The 15,971-nt window shown below is 61.6% G+C and carries 20 protein-coding genes; 14 read left to right on the top strand and 6 right to left on the bottom strand.

The genetic code is table 11. The features are described 5' to 3' along the window. Position 1: 1 nt before the first annotated feature. Positions 2–1,246, bottom strand: a complete 1,245-nt coding sequence (locus tag ACWPWQ_RS06125) for a dicarboxylate/amino acid:cation symporter (RefSeq protein WP_454009269.1) — start codon at positions 1,244–1,246, stop codon at positions 2–4. Positions 1,247–1,515: 269 nt separating this feature from the next. On the opposite strand from ACWPWQ_RS06125, the gene ppnP reads away from it, so the two are divergent. The 3 genes from ppnP to ACWPWQ_RS06110 all read left to right on the top strand — a co-directional run bounded on the left by ppnP (position 1,516) and on the right by ACWPWQ_RS06110 (position 5,006). After that, positions 1,516–1,800 carry a pyrimidine/purine nucleoside phosphorylase gene (ppnP, locus tag ACWPWQ_RS06120; protein WP_162519273.1) on the top strand — a complete coding sequence of 95 codons (285 nt, stop codon included), beginning with the start codon at positions 1,516–1,518 and terminating at the stop codon, positions 1,798–1,800. A 166-nt stretch (positions 1,801–1,966) separates the two neighbouring features. Further along, entirely contained in the window at positions 1,967–3,349 is a 1,383-nt protein-coding gene (locus ACWPWQ_RS06115) for an L-serine ammonia-lyase (protein ID WP_429159591.1), read from the top strand. A gap of 286 nt (positions 3,350–3,635) precedes the next feature. After that, on the top strand, positions 3,636–5,006 hold the full coding sequence (locus ACWPWQ_RS06110) for an L-serine ammonia-lyase (protein ID WP_025326890.1): 1,371 nt from the start codon (positions 3,636–3,638) through the stop codon (positions 5,004–5,006). Between the two features lie 242 nt (positions 5,007–5,248). Here ACWPWQ_RS06110 and ACWPWQ_RS06105 read toward each other — a convergent pair whose 3' ends face one another. Together ACWPWQ_RS06105 and ACWPWQ_RS06100 are read right to left on the bottom strand one after the other, a co-directional pair. Next, positions 5,249–6,208, bottom strand: coding sequence for a lytic murein transglycosylase (locus ACWPWQ_RS06105; RefSeq protein WP_454009268.1), 960 nt, complete (start codon positions 6,206–6,208; stop codon positions 5,249–5,251). Further along, entirely contained in the window at positions 6,208–6,486 is a 279-nt protein-coding gene (locus ACWPWQ_RS06100; RefSeq protein WP_139438357.1) for a YcgL domain-containing protein, read from the bottom strand. Before ACWPWQ_RS06100 ends, ACWPWQ_RS06105 begins: the two co-directional genes overlap by 1 nt. A 106-nt stretch (positions 6,487–6,592) precedes the next feature. Between ACWPWQ_RS06100 and minC the strand changes: the two genes are divergently transcribed. From minC to ACWPWQ_RS06070, 6 genes are all read left to right on the top strand, one after another. Further along, on the top strand, positions 6,593–7,312 hold the full coding sequence (gene minC / locus ACWPWQ_RS06095; RefSeq protein ID WP_454009267.1) for a septum site-determining protein MinC: 720 nt from the start codon (positions 6,593–6,595) through the stop codon (positions 7,310–7,312). An 18-nt stretch (positions 7,313–7,330) separates the two neighbouring features. Continuing rightward, on the top strand, positions 7,331–8,143 hold the full coding sequence (gene minD, locus ACWPWQ_RS06090) for a septum site-determining protein MinD (protein ID WP_005331693.1): 813 nt from the start codon (positions 7,331–7,333) through the stop codon (positions 8,141–8,143). Positions 8,144–8,145: 2 nt separating this feature from the next. After that, positions 8,146–8,415 carry a cell division topological specificity factor MinE gene (gene minE / locus ACWPWQ_RS06085; protein WP_010674646.1) on the top strand — a complete coding sequence of 90 codons (270 nt, stop codon included), beginning with the start codon at positions 8,146–8,148 and terminating at the stop codon, positions 8,413–8,415. A 178-nt stretch (positions 8,416–8,593) separates the two neighbouring features. Continuing rightward, positions 8,594–8,920, top strand: coding sequence for an HI1450 family dsDNA-mimic protein (locus tag ACWPWQ_RS06080; protein WP_202045519.1), 327 nt, complete (start codon positions 8,594–8,596; stop codon positions 8,918–8,920). Positions 8,921–8,973: 53 nt separating this feature from the next. Beyond that, positions 8,974–9,681 carry a monofunctional biosynthetic peptidoglycan transglycosylase gene (gene mtgA / locus ACWPWQ_RS06075; RefSeq protein WP_454009301.1) on the top strand — a complete coding sequence of 236 codons (708 nt, stop codon included), beginning with the start codon at positions 8,974–8,976 and terminating at the stop codon, positions 9,679–9,681. Between the two features lie 287 nt (positions 9,682–9,968). After that, positions 9,969–10,292 carry an HI1450 family dsDNA-mimic protein gene (locus ACWPWQ_RS06070; protein WP_005331685.1) on the top strand — a complete coding sequence of 108 codons (324 nt, stop codon included), beginning with the start codon at positions 9,969–9,971 and terminating at the stop codon, positions 10,290–10,292. Between the two features lie 45 nt (positions 10,293–10,337). On the opposite strand, the gene ACWPWQ_RS06065 is transcribed toward ACWPWQ_RS06070, so the two are convergent. Beyond that, positions 10,338–10,649 carry a DUF1289 domain-containing protein gene (locus ACWPWQ_RS06065; protein WP_139438362.1) on the bottom strand — a complete coding sequence of 104 codons (312 nt, stop codon included), beginning with the start codon at positions 10,647–10,649 and terminating at the stop codon, positions 10,338–10,340. A gap of 1 nt (position 10,650) precedes the next feature. After that, positions 10,651–11,526 (bottom strand): CvfB family protein, encoded by an 876-nt coding sequence (locus ACWPWQ_RS06060; protein ID WP_218409845.1) that lies wholly within the window; start codon positions 11,524–11,526, stop codon positions 10,651–10,653. Between the two features lie 270 nt (positions 11,527–11,796). On the opposite strand from ACWPWQ_RS06060, the gene ACWPWQ_RS06055 reads away from it, so the two are divergent. The 4 genes from ACWPWQ_RS06055 (at position 11,797) to ACWPWQ_RS06040 (ending at position 14,173) form a co-directional block, all read left to right on the top strand. After that, on the top strand, positions 11,797–13,029 hold the full coding sequence (locus tag ACWPWQ_RS06055; protein ID WP_454009266.1) for a UPF0149 family protein: 1,233 nt from the start codon (positions 11,797–11,799) through the stop codon (positions 13,027–13,029). Positions 13,030–13,179: 150 nt separating this feature from the next. Beyond that, positions 13,180–13,650 (top strand): MarR family winged helix-turn-helix transcriptional regulator, encoded by a 471-nt coding sequence (locus ACWPWQ_RS06050; RefSeq protein WP_005331665.1) that lies wholly within the window; start codon positions 13,180–13,182, stop codon positions 13,648–13,650. After that, positions 13,647–13,835 (top strand): DUF4250 domain-containing protein, encoded by a 189-nt coding sequence (locus tag ACWPWQ_RS06045; protein WP_139438371.1) that lies wholly within the window; start codon positions 13,647–13,649, stop codon positions 13,833–13,835. The genes ACWPWQ_RS06050 and ACWPWQ_RS06045 overlap by 4 nt, the downstream gene beginning before the upstream one ends. A 161-nt stretch (positions 13,836–13,996) precedes the next feature. Then, a complete protein-coding gene (locus ACWPWQ_RS06040; protein ID WP_005331648.1) occupies positions 13,997–14,173 on the top strand; it encodes a hypothetical protein in 177 nt (58 codons plus the stop codon). 90 nt (positions 14,174–14,263) lie between these two features. Here the strand turns inward: ACWPWQ_RS06040 and ACWPWQ_RS06035 are convergent, their stop codons facing one another. Continuing rightward, positions 14,264–14,851, bottom strand: coding sequence for an FMN-dependent NADH-azoreductase (locus tag ACWPWQ_RS06035; RefSeq protein ID WP_202045513.1), 588 nt, complete (start codon positions 14,849–14,851; stop codon positions 14,264–14,266). Positions 14,852–15,077: 226 nt separating this feature from the next. On the opposite strand from ACWPWQ_RS06035, the gene ACWPWQ_RS06030 reads away from it, so the two are divergent. Next, a complete protein-coding gene (locus tag ACWPWQ_RS06030) occupies positions 15,078–15,968 on the top strand; it encodes a DMT family transporter (RefSeq protein ID WP_139438374.1) in 891 nt (296 codons plus the stop codon). Positions 15,969–15,971 lie beyond the last annotated feature (3 nt).

Genomic DNA, 15,971 nt, shown 5'->3' with positions numbered 1-15,971 from the left:
CTCAGGCTTCCTTGCTCCAGCGATTCGGATCGTAATCCGGGCTGTAGCGATCGACTATGATGGCGCAAGCCGCATCGCCGGTGATGTTGAGGGCGGTACGGATCATGTCGAACAGGCGATCCAGCGCGAACAACAGCGGCAGCCCCTCGATGGGAATGCCGGCCGCCAGCAGCACGGCCACCACCAGGAAGCTCGGGCCCGGCACGCCGGCCTGGCCGATGGCACCCAGGGTCGAGGTGACTATGATGGCCGCCCAGGCGCCCATGGTGAGATCGATGTTGTAGACCTGGGCGAAGAAGATGGCCACCAGACCGTAATAGATGGCGTTACCGCTCATGTTGATGGTGGCACCCAGCGGCAGCACGAAGGAGGCGGTGGCGTTGGTCACCTTCAGATCGTGCTCGCAGGTCTCCATGTTGACCGGCAGGGTCGCCATGGACGAGGCGGTGGAGAAGGCCACTATCTGCGGCTTCTTCATCGCCGAGAAGTACTTGCGTACCGGCGTGTTGGAGAAGAAGGCGATCAGCATCGGGTAGACCACGAAGCCGAAGATGAGGATGGCGGCGACATAGACCACGAACAGCTTGAGCACCAGGGTCAGCACGTCGAAGCCATAGGTGCCGATGGCATCGGCCATCAGGCCGAAGACCCCGATGGGGGCTATCAGCATCACCTTGTTGATCATCCAGACGAAGGCGTCCACCAGGGTGTTGAGGCCATCCACCAGCGGCTTGGCGCGCTCGCGGGGCTGCTTGGCCAGGGCGATGCCGAGGAACATACAGAACACCAGGATCTGCAGTATGTTCGCCTCGTTCAGGGCACTGAACACATTGGTCGGGATCATCCCAAGCAGGGTAGCCACGGCATCCGGCAGGGCGCCCTTGTCGGCGTAGTCACCGGAGAACATGGCGGCAGTGGAGCCGAAATCGACCCCGACACCGGGCTTGAAGACTTGACCCATCACCAGCGCCAGCAGCACCGCCAGGGCGGAGGTACCGAGGAAGAAGGCGAGCGTGGTCACCCCTATCTTGCCCGCGGCCGGGCTGGCCCCCAGATTGGCGGCCCCGGACAGGATGGCGACCGCCACCAGCGGGATCACCAGCATCTTGATCAGCTGGATGAAGAGCGTACCCAGGGGTGCGAAGACGGTCGCCTGCTCACCCATGAGGGCACCCACCAGCGCCCCCAGGATCATGGCGACCACGACCTGGAGGCCGATATTTTTAATTAATCCTTTTGTCAACACAGAATGTTCCTTTATTAAGCAATTACTCACACTTTTGCAGCGTAAATGACCACCCAGAGCGTCAAATCCTCTCCATTGCTCTGGCGGCGCGCTTTATCTCATATTTATTACCCGTTTAACATCGGGATCCCTGAACGAAACGAATTTTTATGGTTTTTCACAAAGTTGAGACCCACAAGAAACTCACTGTTTTTTCCCTGTTTCACCATGACAATGGCCAAAATAATGTGCTACTTTGGCTCTGCAAACGTGCATACAGGGAAGAAAAGATGCTGAAAGTTAACGAATATTTTGACGGAAATGTTAAATCCATCGGTTTCGAGCAAAAAGGCGAGAAAGCCACGGTCGGCGTGATGGAAGCGGGCGAGTACCAGTTCAACACCGCCGCCCCGGAGCGGATGACGGTGGTCAAGGGTGTCCTTCGCATCCAGCTGGCCGATGAAGACGAATGGCACAGCTACCATCAGGGCGAGTCCTTCGACGTGGCCGGTCACTCCTCCTTCAAGCTGGAAGTGAAGACAGCCACCGCCTATCTGTGCGAGTTCCTCGACTGATAGCCCCGCAGGGGTGCCATGAGATGCCGATCCGCTCCTCCTGGCGCCCCTGATCCCCCTGTTTTGCCCCATTTCCACACCGCCATCACAGGCTGTCGCTTCCCCCCTTTTCATCGACTACAAAAAATTTACAATGTTTAGACGAAATCCATAATCGGAGTACGTCATGATCAGTGTCTTCGACCTGTTTTCCATCGGGATTGGTCCCTCCTCCTCCCACACAGTGGGGCCGATGCGGGCAGCCTGCGCCTTCGTGCATACCCTCAAGCAGAGCGCACTCCTCTCCCGCACCGGGCGCGTCGTGGTCGAGTGCTACGGCTCCCTAGGCCAGACCGGCAAGGGTCATGGCACCGGCAAGGCCATCATCCTGGGGCTGGCGGGCTTCGAACCCGAATCCGTGGACATCGAGGCCATCCCTGCCTTCCTCGCTCAGGTGGAGCACAGCCAGACCCTGCGTCTGGGGGGGGAGCAACCGAGCGAGTTCCCCCGCGTCGGCGCCATCCTCTTCAATCGGCGCAAGACCCTGCCCGCCCACTCCAACGGCATGACGCTGCGCGCCTATGAGGGCGACACCCTGCTGTTCGAGCAGACCTACTACTCCATCGGGGGCGGCTTCATCATAGAGGAGAGCCACTTCGCCAACGCCCGGGAAGAGGCCGCCCGCTTCGATGCCGCCCATCCCGTCCCCTACCCCTTCGAGAGCGGGGCCCAACTGCTGGCCCACTGCCAGGAGAGCGGCCTCTCCATCTCGGGGCTGATGCTGGCCAATGAGAAGGTGTTTCGCAGCGAAGCCGAGATAAAGGCGGGCCTGCGCAAGATCTGGCAGGCGATGCAGGGCTGCGTCGAGCGCGGTTGCAGGAGCGAGGGGGTGTTGCCGGGGGGGCTCAAGGTGAAGCGCCGCGCCCCGGCCCTCTATCGCCAGCTCTGCGGCGAGACCAACTTCAACAAGGATCCCCTGATGGTGATGGAGTGGGTGGACCTGTTTGCCCTGGCCGTCAACGAGGAGAATGCCGCCGGTGGCCGGGTGGTGACCGCCCCTACCAACGGCGCCGCCGGCATCATCCCCGCCGTGCTGCACTATTACGATCGCTTCGTGCGCAAGGTGGATGACGAGCTGCTGATGCAGTACTTCCTCACCGCCGCCGCCATCGGCATCTTGTACAAGAAGAACGCCTCCCTGTCGGGGGCCGAAGTGGGTTGTCAGGGAGAAGTGGGGGTCGCCTGCTCCATGGCCGCCGGTGCCCTGGCCGAACTGCTGGGCGGCAGCCCGGCCGTGGTCGAGAACGCCGCCGAGATCGGCATGGAGCACAACTTAGGTTTGACGTGCGATCCCATCGGCGGCCTGGTGCAGGTGCCCTGCATCGAGCGCAACGCCATGGGAGCGGTCAAGGCGATCAATGCCGCCCGCCTCGCCCTGCGTGGCACAGGCGAGCACAAGGTGTCGCTGGACAAGGTGATCAGGACCATGTGGGAAACCGGCAACGACATGAAGACCAAGTACAAGGAGACAGCCCGCGGCGGCCTCGCCGTCAACATCACCGAATGTTAAGCCTGGGTAAAAACGATCTCAGATGACCCTCAGATACCCGGCCTGGCCGGGTATTTTTTCGCAAAACGTTTGCCTTGCGCTTAACAAAATGGATAACCATCAAAATAAATTTTATACTCGCGCCGTCAATTCAACAAAAATAGATCTATTTCAACTTTTTTTAGGTAGGAAGCCGTTACACTGCGGTTATCTGGTTTCCTGGCCTTTGTGACGACAGACCCGTCCCATGGATCACCCTTTCTGCGAGCGGGCATGGCGCCCCCTTCTACCCTGAGGTAATTGTTACATGATCAGCGTTTTTGATATCTTCAAAATCGGTGTTGGCCCCTCCTCTTCCCACACTGTCGGCCCGATGAAAGCAGCCAAACAGTTCGTGGATGATCTGCGTGCTAGCGGCAAGATCCGTGACATCACCCGGATCCAGGTTGACGTCTATGGCTCCCTCTCCTGGACCGGCAAAGGCCACCACACCGACACCGCCATCATCATGGGGCTGGCGGGTAACCTGCCGGAAAATGTCGACATCGACGGCATTCCTGAATTCATCTCCCGGGTCGAGCAGACCGGTCGCCTGCCCATCGGCCTGCACTGCCACACCGTCAGCTTCCCGAAAGGCGCCATGGTGTTCCATGACGAGGCCCTGCCCCTGCACGAGAACGGCATGAAGCTGACCGCCTTCATCGAAGACGAGGCCATCTACAGCAAGACCTATTACTCCATCGGCGGCGGCTTCATCGTCGACGAAGAGAGCTTCGGCAAGGCCGACAGCGGCGACATGACCGTCAACTACCCCTTCAAGAGCGCCGCCGAGCTGCTCGCCCACTGCGGCCAGACCGGCCTCTCCATCTCCGCCCTGATGCTGGAGAACGAGAAGTGCTTCAACACCCCGGAAGAGATCTACAAGAAGCTCGGCAAGATCTGGACCACCATGCGTGAAGGGATAGAGCGCGGCTGCCGAACCGAGGGTGTCCTGGCCGGTCCGCTGCGGGTGCCGCGCCGTGCCGCTCCCCTCTACCGTCAGCTGACCACCAACGAGCATCTCTCCAACGACCCCATGAGCATCGTTGACTGGGTCAACATGTTCGCCCTGGCGGTGAGTGAAGAGAACGCCGCCGGTGGCCGCGTCGTCACGGCTCCGACCAATGGCGCCGCGGGCATCATCCCGGCCGTGCTGGCCTACTACGACAAGTTCATCCAGCCGGTCGGCCGCGACGAATACACCCGCTTCTACCTGGCCGCCGCCGCCGTCGGCATGCTCTACAAGATGAACGCTTCCATCTCCGGTGCCGAAGTGGGTTGCCAGGGTGAAGTGGGTGTCTCCTGCTCCATGGCCGCCGCCGGCTTGACCGAGCTCATGGGCGGCAGCCCGGAGCAGGTGTGTGAAGCGGCCGAGATCGGCATGGAGCACAACCTGGGTCTGACCTGCGATCCGGTCGCCGGCCAGGTACAGGTGCCCTGCATCGAGCGCAACGCCATCGCCGCCATGAAGGCGGTCAACTCCTCGCGCATGGCCCTGCGTCGTACCTCCAAGCCCCGTGTCTCCCTGGACAAGGTGATCGAGACCATGTACATCACCGGCAAGGACATGGACTCTAAGTACCGTGAGACCTCCCGCGGTGGCCTGGCCATCAAGGTGATGCAGGTTGCCTGCGAATAAGCGGCAGACAGCAGATGCAAACAAGGCGGGAGAAATTCCCGCCTTTTTTTGTCTGTGAATTTTCTCAAGGGCTGACGCACTGACATGAAGAATAAGGAGGAAGGGGCATTTCATTCAGATGGGATAGGCTCATCCGTCAGGATGTCATAGCTTGAAGGGATAATTTTGCTATCTTGTTCGGCGACCTGCCCCGCCATCCTGTTTCGCTCCTTTCCCGCTCTGACTCCGCTTTTATTCCACTTTTATTCCACTATCCGATCCGCCAGGGTGCCGACCGCCACCACGAAATAGGGGGAGCGGTTCCAGTGGCGCAGCACCCGATAATTGTCATAGGCAAGATAACTGCGGCCATGGACGTCATCGGGCCGGATGAGGGAGGCCTGCATATCGACCTTCGGCAGCGGCGAGCCGTCCAGTTGCCGCACCCCGAGAGCTTGCCAGGCCGACAGCGGCTTGCGCTGCTCCAGCCCGAACAGGGCAGGATTGAGGGCGTCAGGCACCCTCACCCGCCGGCCCCAGGTCTGATCCTCGCGCCAACCGTTCTGGTGCAGATAATTGGCTGCCGATCCAAACACATCCGCGAGATTGCCCCACAGATCCTTCCTGCCATCCCCGTCCTGATCGACCGCGTATTTGAGGAAGGACGAGGGCATGAACTGCACCTGCCCCATGGCACCCGCCCAGGAGCCCTTGAAGGCGGCGGGGCTCACGTGCCCCTGCTCTATGATGCGCAGGGCATCGAACAGCTGCTCCTTGAAGAAGGCTTCCCGTCGCCCTTCCCAAGCCAGGGTCGCCAGGGAGGAGATCAGCGGGAAATTACCGGTGAGTTTGCCGAAATTGGTTTCTATGCCCCACAAGGCGACAATAAAACGGGGCTGCACCCCATATTCATCACCTATTTTCGTGAGCAGCGGCAGATGCTGGCGATATAAGGCCCGGGCTTGCTTGACTTTCCATTGGGGCACGGCGCGGGGAATATAGGAATCCAGGGTCAGTTTGAATTCCGGCTGATTTTTGTCGTGCTTGATGGCCGCCTCGATGAGGCGAATATCGGCAAAGGCGGCCGTTACCGTCGCAGGCTGGATGCCGGCCGCCAAAGCCTGCTGTTTGAGACTCGTCACATAATGGTCAAAATCGACGCCAGCCTGCAGGGGCGCACTTAATAGTGCGCTCAACAATAACAGTGCCAGCCGACCCTGCATCAGCGGGTGCCCTTTATTTGTGCCTTGTGCTGCTCCAGCAGATTTTCCGGTGGCGGGGGCACCTGCAGGTAGAAGCCCTGGCTCTGCAAGGCCGCCATCACCCGCTCGGTGGAGGCGATCCCCAGGGGCTTGGCCGGGTCCAGCTTGGTCATCAAGACCAGCTCGGGGCGTCCGAAGGTACTCATCAGTGCCTCTGGCACACGGGAAAAGTCCTCTCTTCTTTCAATAAAGAGATAGGTCTCGGCTTTTTTGCGACTTTTATAGACTGCACACAACATGGAAATTGATATAATCCGACGGGTTCATTGCCTCTGGTGGTGGCAAACTATAACATCAGGAATTGAATAACAATAACGTATTACCGTCTCGGTTCGGGGAAGATTCATGGTTGAACGCGATAACGAATTGAAAGGGACCACCTTCACTATTTCTGTGTTGCATCTCAGCGATGGCAATCCGGACCGGATCCGACAACTGCTGGAGGCCAAGGTCGCGCAGGCTCCCCAGTTTTTTAATTGTGCCCCCCTCGTCCTCAATGTGGAGCGCCTCAGCGAGATCCCCGATTTCGAGCAGCTCAGGGAGCTGGTCGAGTCGGAAGATTTCGTGCTGGTCGGCATCACGGGGGCGCGGGATGAGGTGATGAAGACGGCGGCCAAGGCGGCCGGGCTGGCCGTCATGGTGTCGGGCAAGAGCCGCAAGGCCGACCCCGAGCCTGTGGCGCCAGCGCCTGAACCCGTTGAGGTGGCACCGGTCGCCCCGATTCAGGCCCCCCTGGAGCCGAGCAAGGTCCACGTCGGGCCGGTGCGCTCCGGCCAGCAGATCTATGCTGCCGGCACCTCCCTGGTGGTGCTGGGCTCGGTGAGTCCTGGCGCCGAAGTCATCGCCGACGACAGCATCCATATTTATGGCGCCCTGCGTGGCCGAGCCATCGCGGGGGCCAAGGGCAATCCCCTTGCCCGCATTTACTGCCAGCAATTGCAGGCCGAGCTGCTCTCCATCGCGGGCACCTTCCAGCTCAGCGACGCACTGCCGGCAGGCCTGATACAAGAGCCAGTCCATATCCGGCTGGACAACGAACAACTCCGAATAGACCGCATCAAATAGAGTTACAAGGAAGCGAGAATGGCGCGAATCATAGTCGTTACATCGGGCAAAGGTGGCGTTGGCAAGACCACAACCAGCGCGGCCCTGAGCACCGGCTTGGCCCAGCGTGGCCACAAGACAGTGGTCATCGATTTTGACATTGGCCTGCGAAACCTGGATCTCATCATGGGCTGCGAGCGGCGCGTGGTGTATGACTTCGTCAACGTGATCAACGGTGAGGCCAACCTCAACCAGGCCCTCATCAAGGACAAGCGCTCGGAAAACCTCTTCATCCTGCCCGCCTCCCAGACCCGGGACAAGGACGCCCTGACCCGTGAAGGGGTCGAGAAGATCCTGGATCAGCTGGCGGAGATGAAGTTTGACTACATCGTCTGCGACTCCCCCGCCGGCATCGAGTCTGGCGCCCTGATGGCGCTCTACTTCGCCGACGAGGCCATCGTCACCACCAACCCGGAAGTCTCTTCCGTGCGTGACTCCGACCGCATCCTCGGCATCCTGGCCTCCAAGTCCCGTCGCGCCGAGCGCGGGGAGGACCCCATCAAGGAGCACCTGTTGCTGACCCGCTACTGCCCGACCCGCGTCAGCCGTGGCGACATGCTGAGCGTGCAGGATGTGCAGGAGATCCTGGCCATCAAACTACTCGGGGTGATCCCGGAGTCCCAGGCGGTGCTGCGCGCCTCCAACTCGGGAGAGCCGGTCATTCTGGACAAGGAGTCCGATGCCGGTCAGGCCTATGAGGACGCCGTCGCACGCCTGCTGGGCGATACCAAGGATTTTCGTTTTCTGGAAGAAGAGAAGAAGGGCTTCTTTAGCCGACTGTTCGGGAGTTAAACATGTCATTATTGGATTATTTTCGTTCCAACAAGAAACAGAACACCGCACAACTGGCCAAAGAGCGGTTGCAGATCATCGTTGCTCACGAGCGTTCATCCAGAGGGGGGCCGGATTACCTGCCCCAGCTCAAGCAGGATATCCTCGACGTGATCCGTAAATATGTGCAGATCGATCCGGACAAGATCACCGTCCAGCTCGATCAGAAGAGTGACGAGCTGTCGGTGCTAGAGCTCAACATCACCTTCGCCGACGACCAGAAGAAGGGATGAGCTGACGCCCCATGCGTGACCCTTTTCCCCAGTGAAGACCGGATCCTTTGTCAGGATCCGGTTTTTTATTGCCTGGCGCAGAGGCATCTCGCCAAGGCGTGCGGGGCCAGCTAGAATACTGCCCGCCCCCTCGGCCCTGCCGACGGGACCTCTCCCTCTCATCTGGAACACAGCTCTTATGCCTTTGAATGACGAAATGCACAGCGTCGAGGAACTGCTCGATACCGCCCTCGAACTCTTCATGGAGCTGGCCTCGGACAACCTGCCAGAGCAGGAGATAGCCCTGTTCAACCAGGCGTTCAACGACCGCGGTCTGCTGGCGGAGACCGACCCCGCCGATGACTGGGAAGCGGACGTGGGGTTTGCCGTGAGCGATGCCGAATACGCCGAGATCTGGGTTGGCCTTGGCAATGCCGAGCAGGAGTATGAGCACCTGTTCGCCCGCATGCTGCTCTCCCGCCGTGTCGACGAGAAGTTCTGCCACATCGAATGGCTGCCCCAATAATTCCGGATCCCGACGATCCCGGTCACTATGAGTGGGACTCAGAGCCTGAGCCCGTGAGACCGACGCGCTGGCGCCGCCTGCTGGGCTGGCTCGGCAAGCTGCTGCTGGCGGCGCTGGTCAGCTCCATCGTCTCGGTGGCGCTGCTGCGCTTCATCGATCCTCCCATGTGGACCTGGCGCCTCGAGCGGGCCCTGTTTCCGCCCGCCAAGGTGGCCCAGGTCAAGCACGACTGGGTGCCGCTCGAGCGCATTTCGCGGGAGTTGCAGCTGGCGGTGATCGCCGCCGAGGATCAGCGCTTCGCCGATCACAACGGCTTCGACATGGAGGCCATCAGCTCGGCCCTCAAGCACAACCAGCAGAGCCGGCGGGTGCGCGGCGCCAGCACCCTGAGCCAGCAGACGGCGAAGAACCTCTTCATGTGGAGCGATCGCAGCTTCCTGCGCAAGGGGATAGAGGCCTGGTTCACCCTGCTGATGGAGCTGGGCTGGGACAAGTCCCGCATCCTCGAGGTGTACCTGAACATAGTGGAGTTCGGGCCCGGCATCTATGGCGCCGAGGCCGCCGCCAGGCACTACTTCGGCAAACCGGCGGCGCGCCTGACCCGCTACGAGGCCTCCTTGCTGGCCGCCGCCCTGCCCAATCCCTGGCGCTACCGGGTCAAGCCCCCCTCGCCCTATGTGCAGCAGCGCTCGGCCTGGATCCGCCGTCAGATGGGACAACTCGGTCAGATCACCCTGAACCGGGTACACGAGACCGATTAGGTTCGTCGACGGGATCGGAGGCCGGCCCCAGATGGCCGCCAACGACCTCCCGGTGCAGCGGCAGATAGTGCCACCACCAGGTCTCCCGTCGCCGCTTGATCTGCCGCCTGTGCTGTCGTCGCTTCATGCTGCCCACATGCCTCTTGATGCCGCCGGATGGCGGCGGCTCTGTTAACCTTATCCCCTGTTTCGGCCATTTGACAGCACGGGATTGCCGGCCTCACGCGCTGGCCGCCATCCCCAATAATTGGTAAAGTGGCGAACCTGGACGTATCTGGAGTGATTTCATGGAACAACGTAGCCCGGATCAGCTGGTCGAGTGGGCCTATGATCAGTTTCTGGAGCAGGCCGCCGACATGCTGGCCCCCGAACAAATCGTCGACATCACCCTCGAATTCGAGCAGCGTGGCGCCGTCGAGGCGACCCTGCCCAACGCCGACTGGTCGACCGAGCTCGGTGTGCCGGTCGACATGGAGCGTTGGGCCGAGGTGTGGGTCGGCTTGCTGGATCATCAGGAGGAGTTCGAGGTGATCTACGCCACCTTCCTGCTGCCGCGGGATCAGAGCGAACACGAGGTCCATGTTCGCTGGCACCGCCAGCAACAGGCATAAGAAAAGGCGCCCCTGGCGCCTTTTTCGTCTCTGCGGTTCATCCCTTCAGGGGCGAGCCGCGATGGCCTTGGCCAGACAGCGGCGGCACCAGCAGGCGCTCGCCTCGCTCATGGGCAGCGCGGGCAGCTGGCTGCACCAGCAACGCGCTATGGGTTCACCGGCGGAGACGGCGCAAAACGCCGGCTCGCCGCATCCCGGGCACTGGTGGGTGCGGCGCGTGCCATCCAGCTCGGCCATGCGGGCCAGCTGGGCCTCGCTGTCCATGGCGGACCACTGGCCTATCTCGGTCAGGGTGCGGCCGCAACCGAGACAGAGCCCGTCCTTGGCCCGGCAGTCGCCGATGCAGGGACTCGGCACCTTATTCGCCGTCCTGCGCCGAGCCGGTCTGTGCGGCGACCAGCGTGATGCAGTTGTCTTCGATGACGATCTTGCCCTGCTTGTAGAGCCCGCCGATGGCCTTCTTGAAGGTGCCCTTGCTCATGTTGAACATCTTGTAGATGAGCTCGGGTTCGCTCTTGTCCCCCACCGCCAGGCTGCCGCCCTGCTTCTGCAGGCGGGTGAGAATACGGCCGCCGGCATCATCCATCCGATCCTGCCCCGGTTTTTGCAGGGTCAGATCCAGCTTGCCATCCTCACGGACCTGCTTGACCCAGGCGGTCAGCGGTCGACCCGTCATCAGGCGGCCGAACACCTCGTTCTTGAACAGCATGCCGGAGTACTGGCCATTGACCACGGCCTTGATGCCGAGGGGGGTATGTTCCCCCGGCAGCGCAGTCACCTCGTCACCGGCCTTGAAGGGGGGATCGACGCGCAGGAAGCGCTCCAGGCGGCTGGTGCCCACCATGCGCCCCTCGTTGTCCAGCATCAGGTGCACCAGGTAGACATGGCCCACCTGCATCGGCTTGTTCTGCTCGCGGCTTGGCACGAACAGATCCTTTTTCATGCCCCAGTCGAGGAAGGCACCGATCTTGTTGGCGTTGACCACCTTGAGGCCCACGATGTCACCCACCATGGCAAAGGGCTTGTCGGTGGTGATCACCGGCTCACAATCCGCGTCCAGATAGAGAAAGACGGACACCTCGCCATCTTCGGCGACGCCTTCCGGCAGCTGACGCCTGGGCAACAGCAGCTCGCCATATTCCCCCGCGGCCAGCCAGGCGCCTCTGTCTTCGAGCTCAACGACGGTGAGGGTGTTCATCTTGCCAATCTGTAACATGGTGATCTCTTCTTTCAATATCCGGATGGGCCTGCAGTTCATGGCCCGTAATAGTGCGCATCGCCCCTGTCGCCGGCTGAGGGAGGACAAGGGCTCAGGTTTTTCATGCAGGCGCGCATGTTACCCCAGAGCCGTGACAGGACCTAGTCCCTTGCCCGTTCCCGCGCAGGATTTTCACTTCCGGGCGCCCCCGTACTGGCGATAATAGCAGCACTCGGTCGCCCCTTGGCTGCAAATAACCCCACTTTTAGGTAGACTTCGCGGCCGTCCAATCCAGAGGAAGCGTCGATGAACCCAGCCACTCGTACCCGTCAACTCAATCAATGGATCCAGAGCCACAGCCAGCAGGACATGAGTTACCCGGCCCTGCATGGCTTCCTCTGCGCCCGCCTGACGGGGCCGACCGCCCCTGACTGGCAAGATCCGCTGGCCGGGCTGCTGCCCCATGACACAGCCCAGGACGAGAAGAGTGCCGAGGCGCTGCATCACCTGATCGCCGAGCTGGAGGCCCAGGCCGACGACGCCCAGCTGGCCCTGCCGAGCCAGTGCCGCCTCTCTAGCGAGACCCCGGAGCAGGTCTTCGAGCAGAGCCACCCCCTCGGTCAGTGGAGCTACGGCTTCAGTCAGGGAGTGGCCCGCTGGCCCACGCCGACGGATCTGAACGATCCCGCCACCCGCTACCGCTTCAGCCTGGTGGCCGAGCTCTGCCTGTTCCGTGACAGACCCATGGCCCAGATGCTGCACCAGGCCGCGGCCAGCGAGCTGCCCTTCCTCGATTTTTGCAAGCGGCAGCGCCAGCAGATGAAGACAGCCCTCAACCTCCTGCTGACCCTGGATCAGGATGGGGCGCAGCATGAAGAAGAACCGCTTCTCGACAACGAGCAGACCCGCCAGTGGCAGCAGTGGTTCGAGCAGGCGGCGCAGTGCCGCGATCCCCTCGCCCGTCTCTCCTGGTTTGACCGCATCATTGCCGATGCCAGCGCCCTGTTCGACGAGGCCTTCTGGCAGCAACACGCAGGCCGCGGCTGGCACGCGCCAGAGGCCCGTCCGCTGATCGCGGCCCAGGCGGGCCGGGCCGATTGCCTGCTGCGACTGGGGCAGCAGGAGCAGGCGCGCCACGCATACCTGGCCTTGCTCGAGCGTTGTCAGGCCGACGAGCCCGGCTGTCGTCATCCCCTCTCCAGCCTCTATGCCTGGCAAGGGGATTGGGCCGCCCTGCAGGGCCTGCTGGTGCGCTTCAATGAAGCCTCCTGCTGGCTGCGCTACAACAAGGCGCTGATGGTGTTTGCCACCCAAGGCGAGCAGGCGGCGCAGCCCCATCTGGCCGCCGCCCTTGACGCCAACCCCCATGTGCCCGCCACCCTGCTGGGCCAGCGCAGGCTGCCCAAGCAGGAGCCCCGTCACTGGCAGGGGGGAAGTCGCGACGAGGCCGCGCTCTATGCGCTCCAGAGTCGCGAGGCCTGGCTTGCTCATAATGCCTTGATCTGGCTGCGTAAAAGTGTAAACAACAAGGCCAGTTGAGACCCAGGCTGCCGGATCCGTGACGCAACACGTGCGCAAACGCACATTTTTCTGGTGCCCGTTCAGACAAATGCCCTTGTGTTACGTATCATCAAGGTCAAAGTATCAAGAGAAACTGCACCCGATGCAGCCGCCACAGCAGGATGTCATATGTCGAAGATCATAGAGCTGCTCGCGCACTATCCCCCCTATCAGCTGGTCCATGCCGCTGAAATGGTGCGCGATACCTTTGAACAGTTTTACCAGCAGCGGTACCAGCTGACGGTGCCTCAATGGCGCCTGATGATGGTGCTTGGCCCCCACTACCCCATCAGCCAGAAAGAGCTGGTGGAGGCAAGCGGGATGGACAAGGTGAGGATCTCCCGCGAGATCCACCGTCTGGTGGAGAAGGGCATCCTGTTCACCGAGAGCAGCGCCCAGGACAAGCGCATCAGCCTGGTCTCCTTCACCCCGGCGGGGCTCACCCTGTTCCAGCAGCTCAAGACCGAAGCGGGCAGCTGGCAGCACACCCTCACCGACTATCTGCCCGCCGAGGCGCGCCAGAGCATACGGCTGCACCTGCAAAGCGTGAGCGACGCCATCGAACAACTCCACCTGCTGGACAGCGAGCAACAATCATGACACTCACCCGTTTTGCCACCATGGACGTCAACATGCTGCTGAGCCTGGTCAACATGCAGCTGCGTGATCATTACGCTGATCTGGACGATCTCTGCCGGGCGCAGGATCTCGACAAGGAGGCCCTGATCGCGCGGCTGGCCGGCGGCGATTTCCACTACCAGCCTGATCAAAAGCAGTTCAGATAGGGATCCGGATCACAAGCTGTCTCGTGGCGCTGGCCGTGGCGGCAAAAACTGCTAAGGTGAGAGGCAACCGCGCTGGACCATGAGCCTGAGGTATGGATACATCAGGCTGTCACAGAGGGCGGTTAGCCTTAATTTGCTCACCATCAGCCAAGGACGACACCATGATCCTGACCCGACAGACCAGCCTGATCATCATCAGCGCCCTCTTCACGATCAGCCTCTTCTCCCCCCATCTGCCCCAGAGTACCGAGCAGTGGCTCAGCAGCCTGCTGCTGGGATCCCTGGTGGTGGTCTGTCTGCTGGTCGGCAGCGGCTGTCGCCGCTTCATCTGGGATTGAAGAGTGGCGCCCGCCATCTGAAAACAACAACGCAGCCCGATGGCTGCGTTGTTGTTTCTGGCGCTGCCTGAGCAGGCAGGCGTCACGGCATCAGTATGCCAGGGTTTCCAGCTGCTCCTTGGCCTGCTCTATGCCCTTGGCCTGCGCCTCGGGACCCATGCCCATGCCCTCGGCGTAGATGAAGTCCACCTCGTTGATGCCGATGAAGCCCAGCACGGTGCGCATGTAGGGGGTCACCAGATCGGTGGGGTTACCCAGGTGCAGGCCGCCGCGGGGGCTGACCACCAGGGCACGGGTGTTCTCCACCAGACCGACCGGGCCGGTCTCGGTGTAGCGGAAGGTGACGCCGGCACGGGCCACCAGATCGATCCAGTTCTTCAACTGGGTCGGGATGTTGAAGTTGTACATGGGGGCCGCGATGATCACCAGATCGCTCCCCTTGAGCTCGGCCACCAGCTCGTCGGACTGGGCCAGCACGGCCAGCTGACGCTCGTTGAGGTTTTCACCGCCGCGCAGGCCCATGGCCAGCTCGCCGTCGAGCACCGGCAGGTTCAGGGTGGCCAGATCACGCACAGTGACGCTGTCACCCTGGCGCTCTGCCAGGTAGCCGTCGATCAGGGCGTTGGATTGGGAATACTGGCCCAGGATGCTGGACTTGAGAACGAGGATATTGGCCATGGTGAAACTCCATTTGGTTGTCGGTTGAACAGCTGTGCTGTCGATGGAGGTCACTATAAAGATTGAGGTTCAAGGCGGATAGCGAAAATAGATGCTCAAGTTATTCAAATATTTTGATGATTGCGCACTTCCTCGCCAGCGAGGTACTCACCAAGCACCCCGGCCTTGGCAGAACAAACGATTGCCGTTATGATCCGCCGCACTTTTTTTAAGTGACCCGGATCCCATGGCACCCTCCCGCAGGCACTCCCCCTTTGCCGGTGCAGTCTGGATGATGGTGGCAGGCCTCTGCTTTGCCGCCGTCAACAGCCTGAGCCAGTTCGTCAGCTTCAAGCTCGGCCTCCCCTCGACCCAGGTCGCCTTTCACCAGTACCTGGTCGCCCTGATCTGCCTGCTGCCCTGGCTCATCCGCCACGGCCTGCGCCAATCCCTGATGACCAACCAGCTGCGGCTGCACCTGCTGCGGGTCGCCCTGGCGGTCATCGGCATCCAGTTCTGGCTCTGGGCGCTGGCGGTGCCCGTGCCCATCTGGCAGGGCATAGCACTGCTGATGACCTCCCCCCTGTTCGCCACCCTCGGCTCCGCCTTGCTGCTCAAGGAGCAGGTGAGCCGGGCGCGCATCCTGGCCACCCTGGCGGGCTTTGTCGGGGCCATGCTGATCCTGGCCCCCTGGACCGATGACTTCAGCTGGGCCTCCCTGCTGCCGGTGGCGGCCGCCCTGTTCTGGGCCGGTTACTCCCTGCTGGTGCGCTATCAGGCGGCGAGCGAATCGTCCCACACCATAGTGGTCTACCTGCTCATCTTCAGCACCCCCTTCAACGCCATGCTGGCCCTGCCGGAATGGCAGTGGCCAAGCGAGACCCAGTGGCTGCTGGTGGCGGCCTCCGGGGTGCTGTCGGCCCTGGCCCAGATGTCCATCGCCCGCGCCTACAGCGTGGCCGAGGCCTCCTTCGTGCAACCTTTCGATTTTGCCAAGCTGCCCATGAACGTGCTCGCGGGCTGGCTGGTGTTTGGCTGGGCGCCTCCCGGCCGATTGTGGCTCGGCGCCGCCATCATCATAGGCGCCATCACGCTGCTGACCCATCTGGAGCAGCGCGCCCACAAATCCGTTTCCTGAGGT

Source organism: Aeromonas sp. Marseille-Q7275 (assembly GCF_965119515.1).
Note: the sequence above shows the minus strand (reverse complement) of the source record. Positions and strands in the feature narration are given on the sequence as shown.

Coding starts and splice junctions, on each gene's coding strand:
- ppnP (WP_162519273.1), top strand. CDS start 1,516: ATGCTGAAAGTTAACGAATATTTTGACGGAAATGTTAAATCCATCGGT.
- ACWPWQ_RS06115 (WP_429159591.1), top strand. CDS start 1,967: ATGATCAGTGTCTTCGACCTGTTTTCCATCGGGATTGGTCCCTCCTCC.
- ACWPWQ_RS06110 (WP_025326890.1), top strand. CDS start 3,636: ATGATCAGCGTTTTTGATATCTTCAAAATCGGTGTTGGCCCCTCCTCT.
- ACWPWQ_RS06105 (WP_454009268.1), bottom strand. CDS start 6,208: ATGCAGGGTCGGCTGGCACTGTTATTGTTGAGCGCACTATTAAGTGCG.
- ACWPWQ_RS06100 (WP_139438357.1), bottom strand. CDS start 6,486: ATGTTGTGTGCAGTCTATAAAAGTCGCAAAAAAGCCGAGACCTATCTC.
- minC (WP_454009267.1), top strand. CDS start 6,593: ATGGTTGAACGCGATAACGAATTGAAAGGGACCACCTTCACTATTTCT.
- minD (WP_005331693.1), top strand. CDS start 7,331: ATGGCGCGAATCATAGTCGTTACATCGGGCAAAGGTGGCGTTGGCAAG.
- minE (WP_010674646.1), top strand. CDS start 8,146: ATGTCATTATTGGATTATTTTCGTTCCAACAAGAAACAGAACACCGCA.
- ACWPWQ_RS06080 (WP_202045519.1), top strand. CDS start 8,594: ATGCCTTTGAATGACGAAATGCACAGCGTCGAGGAACTGCTCGATACC.
- ACWPWQ_RS06070 (WP_005331685.1), top strand. CDS start 9,969: ATGGAACAACGTAGCCCGGATCAGCTGGTCGAGTGGGCCTATGATCAG.
- ACWPWQ_RS06055 (WP_454009266.1), top strand. CDS start 11,797: ATGAACCCAGCCACTCGTACCCGTCAACTCAATCAATGGATCCAGAGC.
- ACWPWQ_RS06050 (WP_005331665.1), top strand. CDS start 13,180: ATGTCGAAGATCATAGAGCTGCTCGCGCACTATCCCCCCTATCAGCTG.
- ACWPWQ_RS06045 (WP_139438371.1), top strand. CDS start 13,647: ATGACACTCACCCGTTTTGCCACCATGGACGTCAACATGCTGCTGAGC.
- ACWPWQ_RS06040 (WP_005331648.1), top strand. CDS start 13,997: ATGATCCTGACCCGACAGACCAGCCTGATCATCATCAGCGCCCTCTTC.
- ACWPWQ_RS06035 (WP_202045513.1), bottom strand. CDS start 14,851: ATGGCCAATATCCTCGTTCTCAAGTCCAGCATCCTGGGCCAGTATTCC.
- ACWPWQ_RS06030 (WP_139438374.1), top strand. CDS start 15,078: ATGGCACCCTCCCGCAGGCACTCCCCCTTTGCCGGTGCAGTCTGGATG.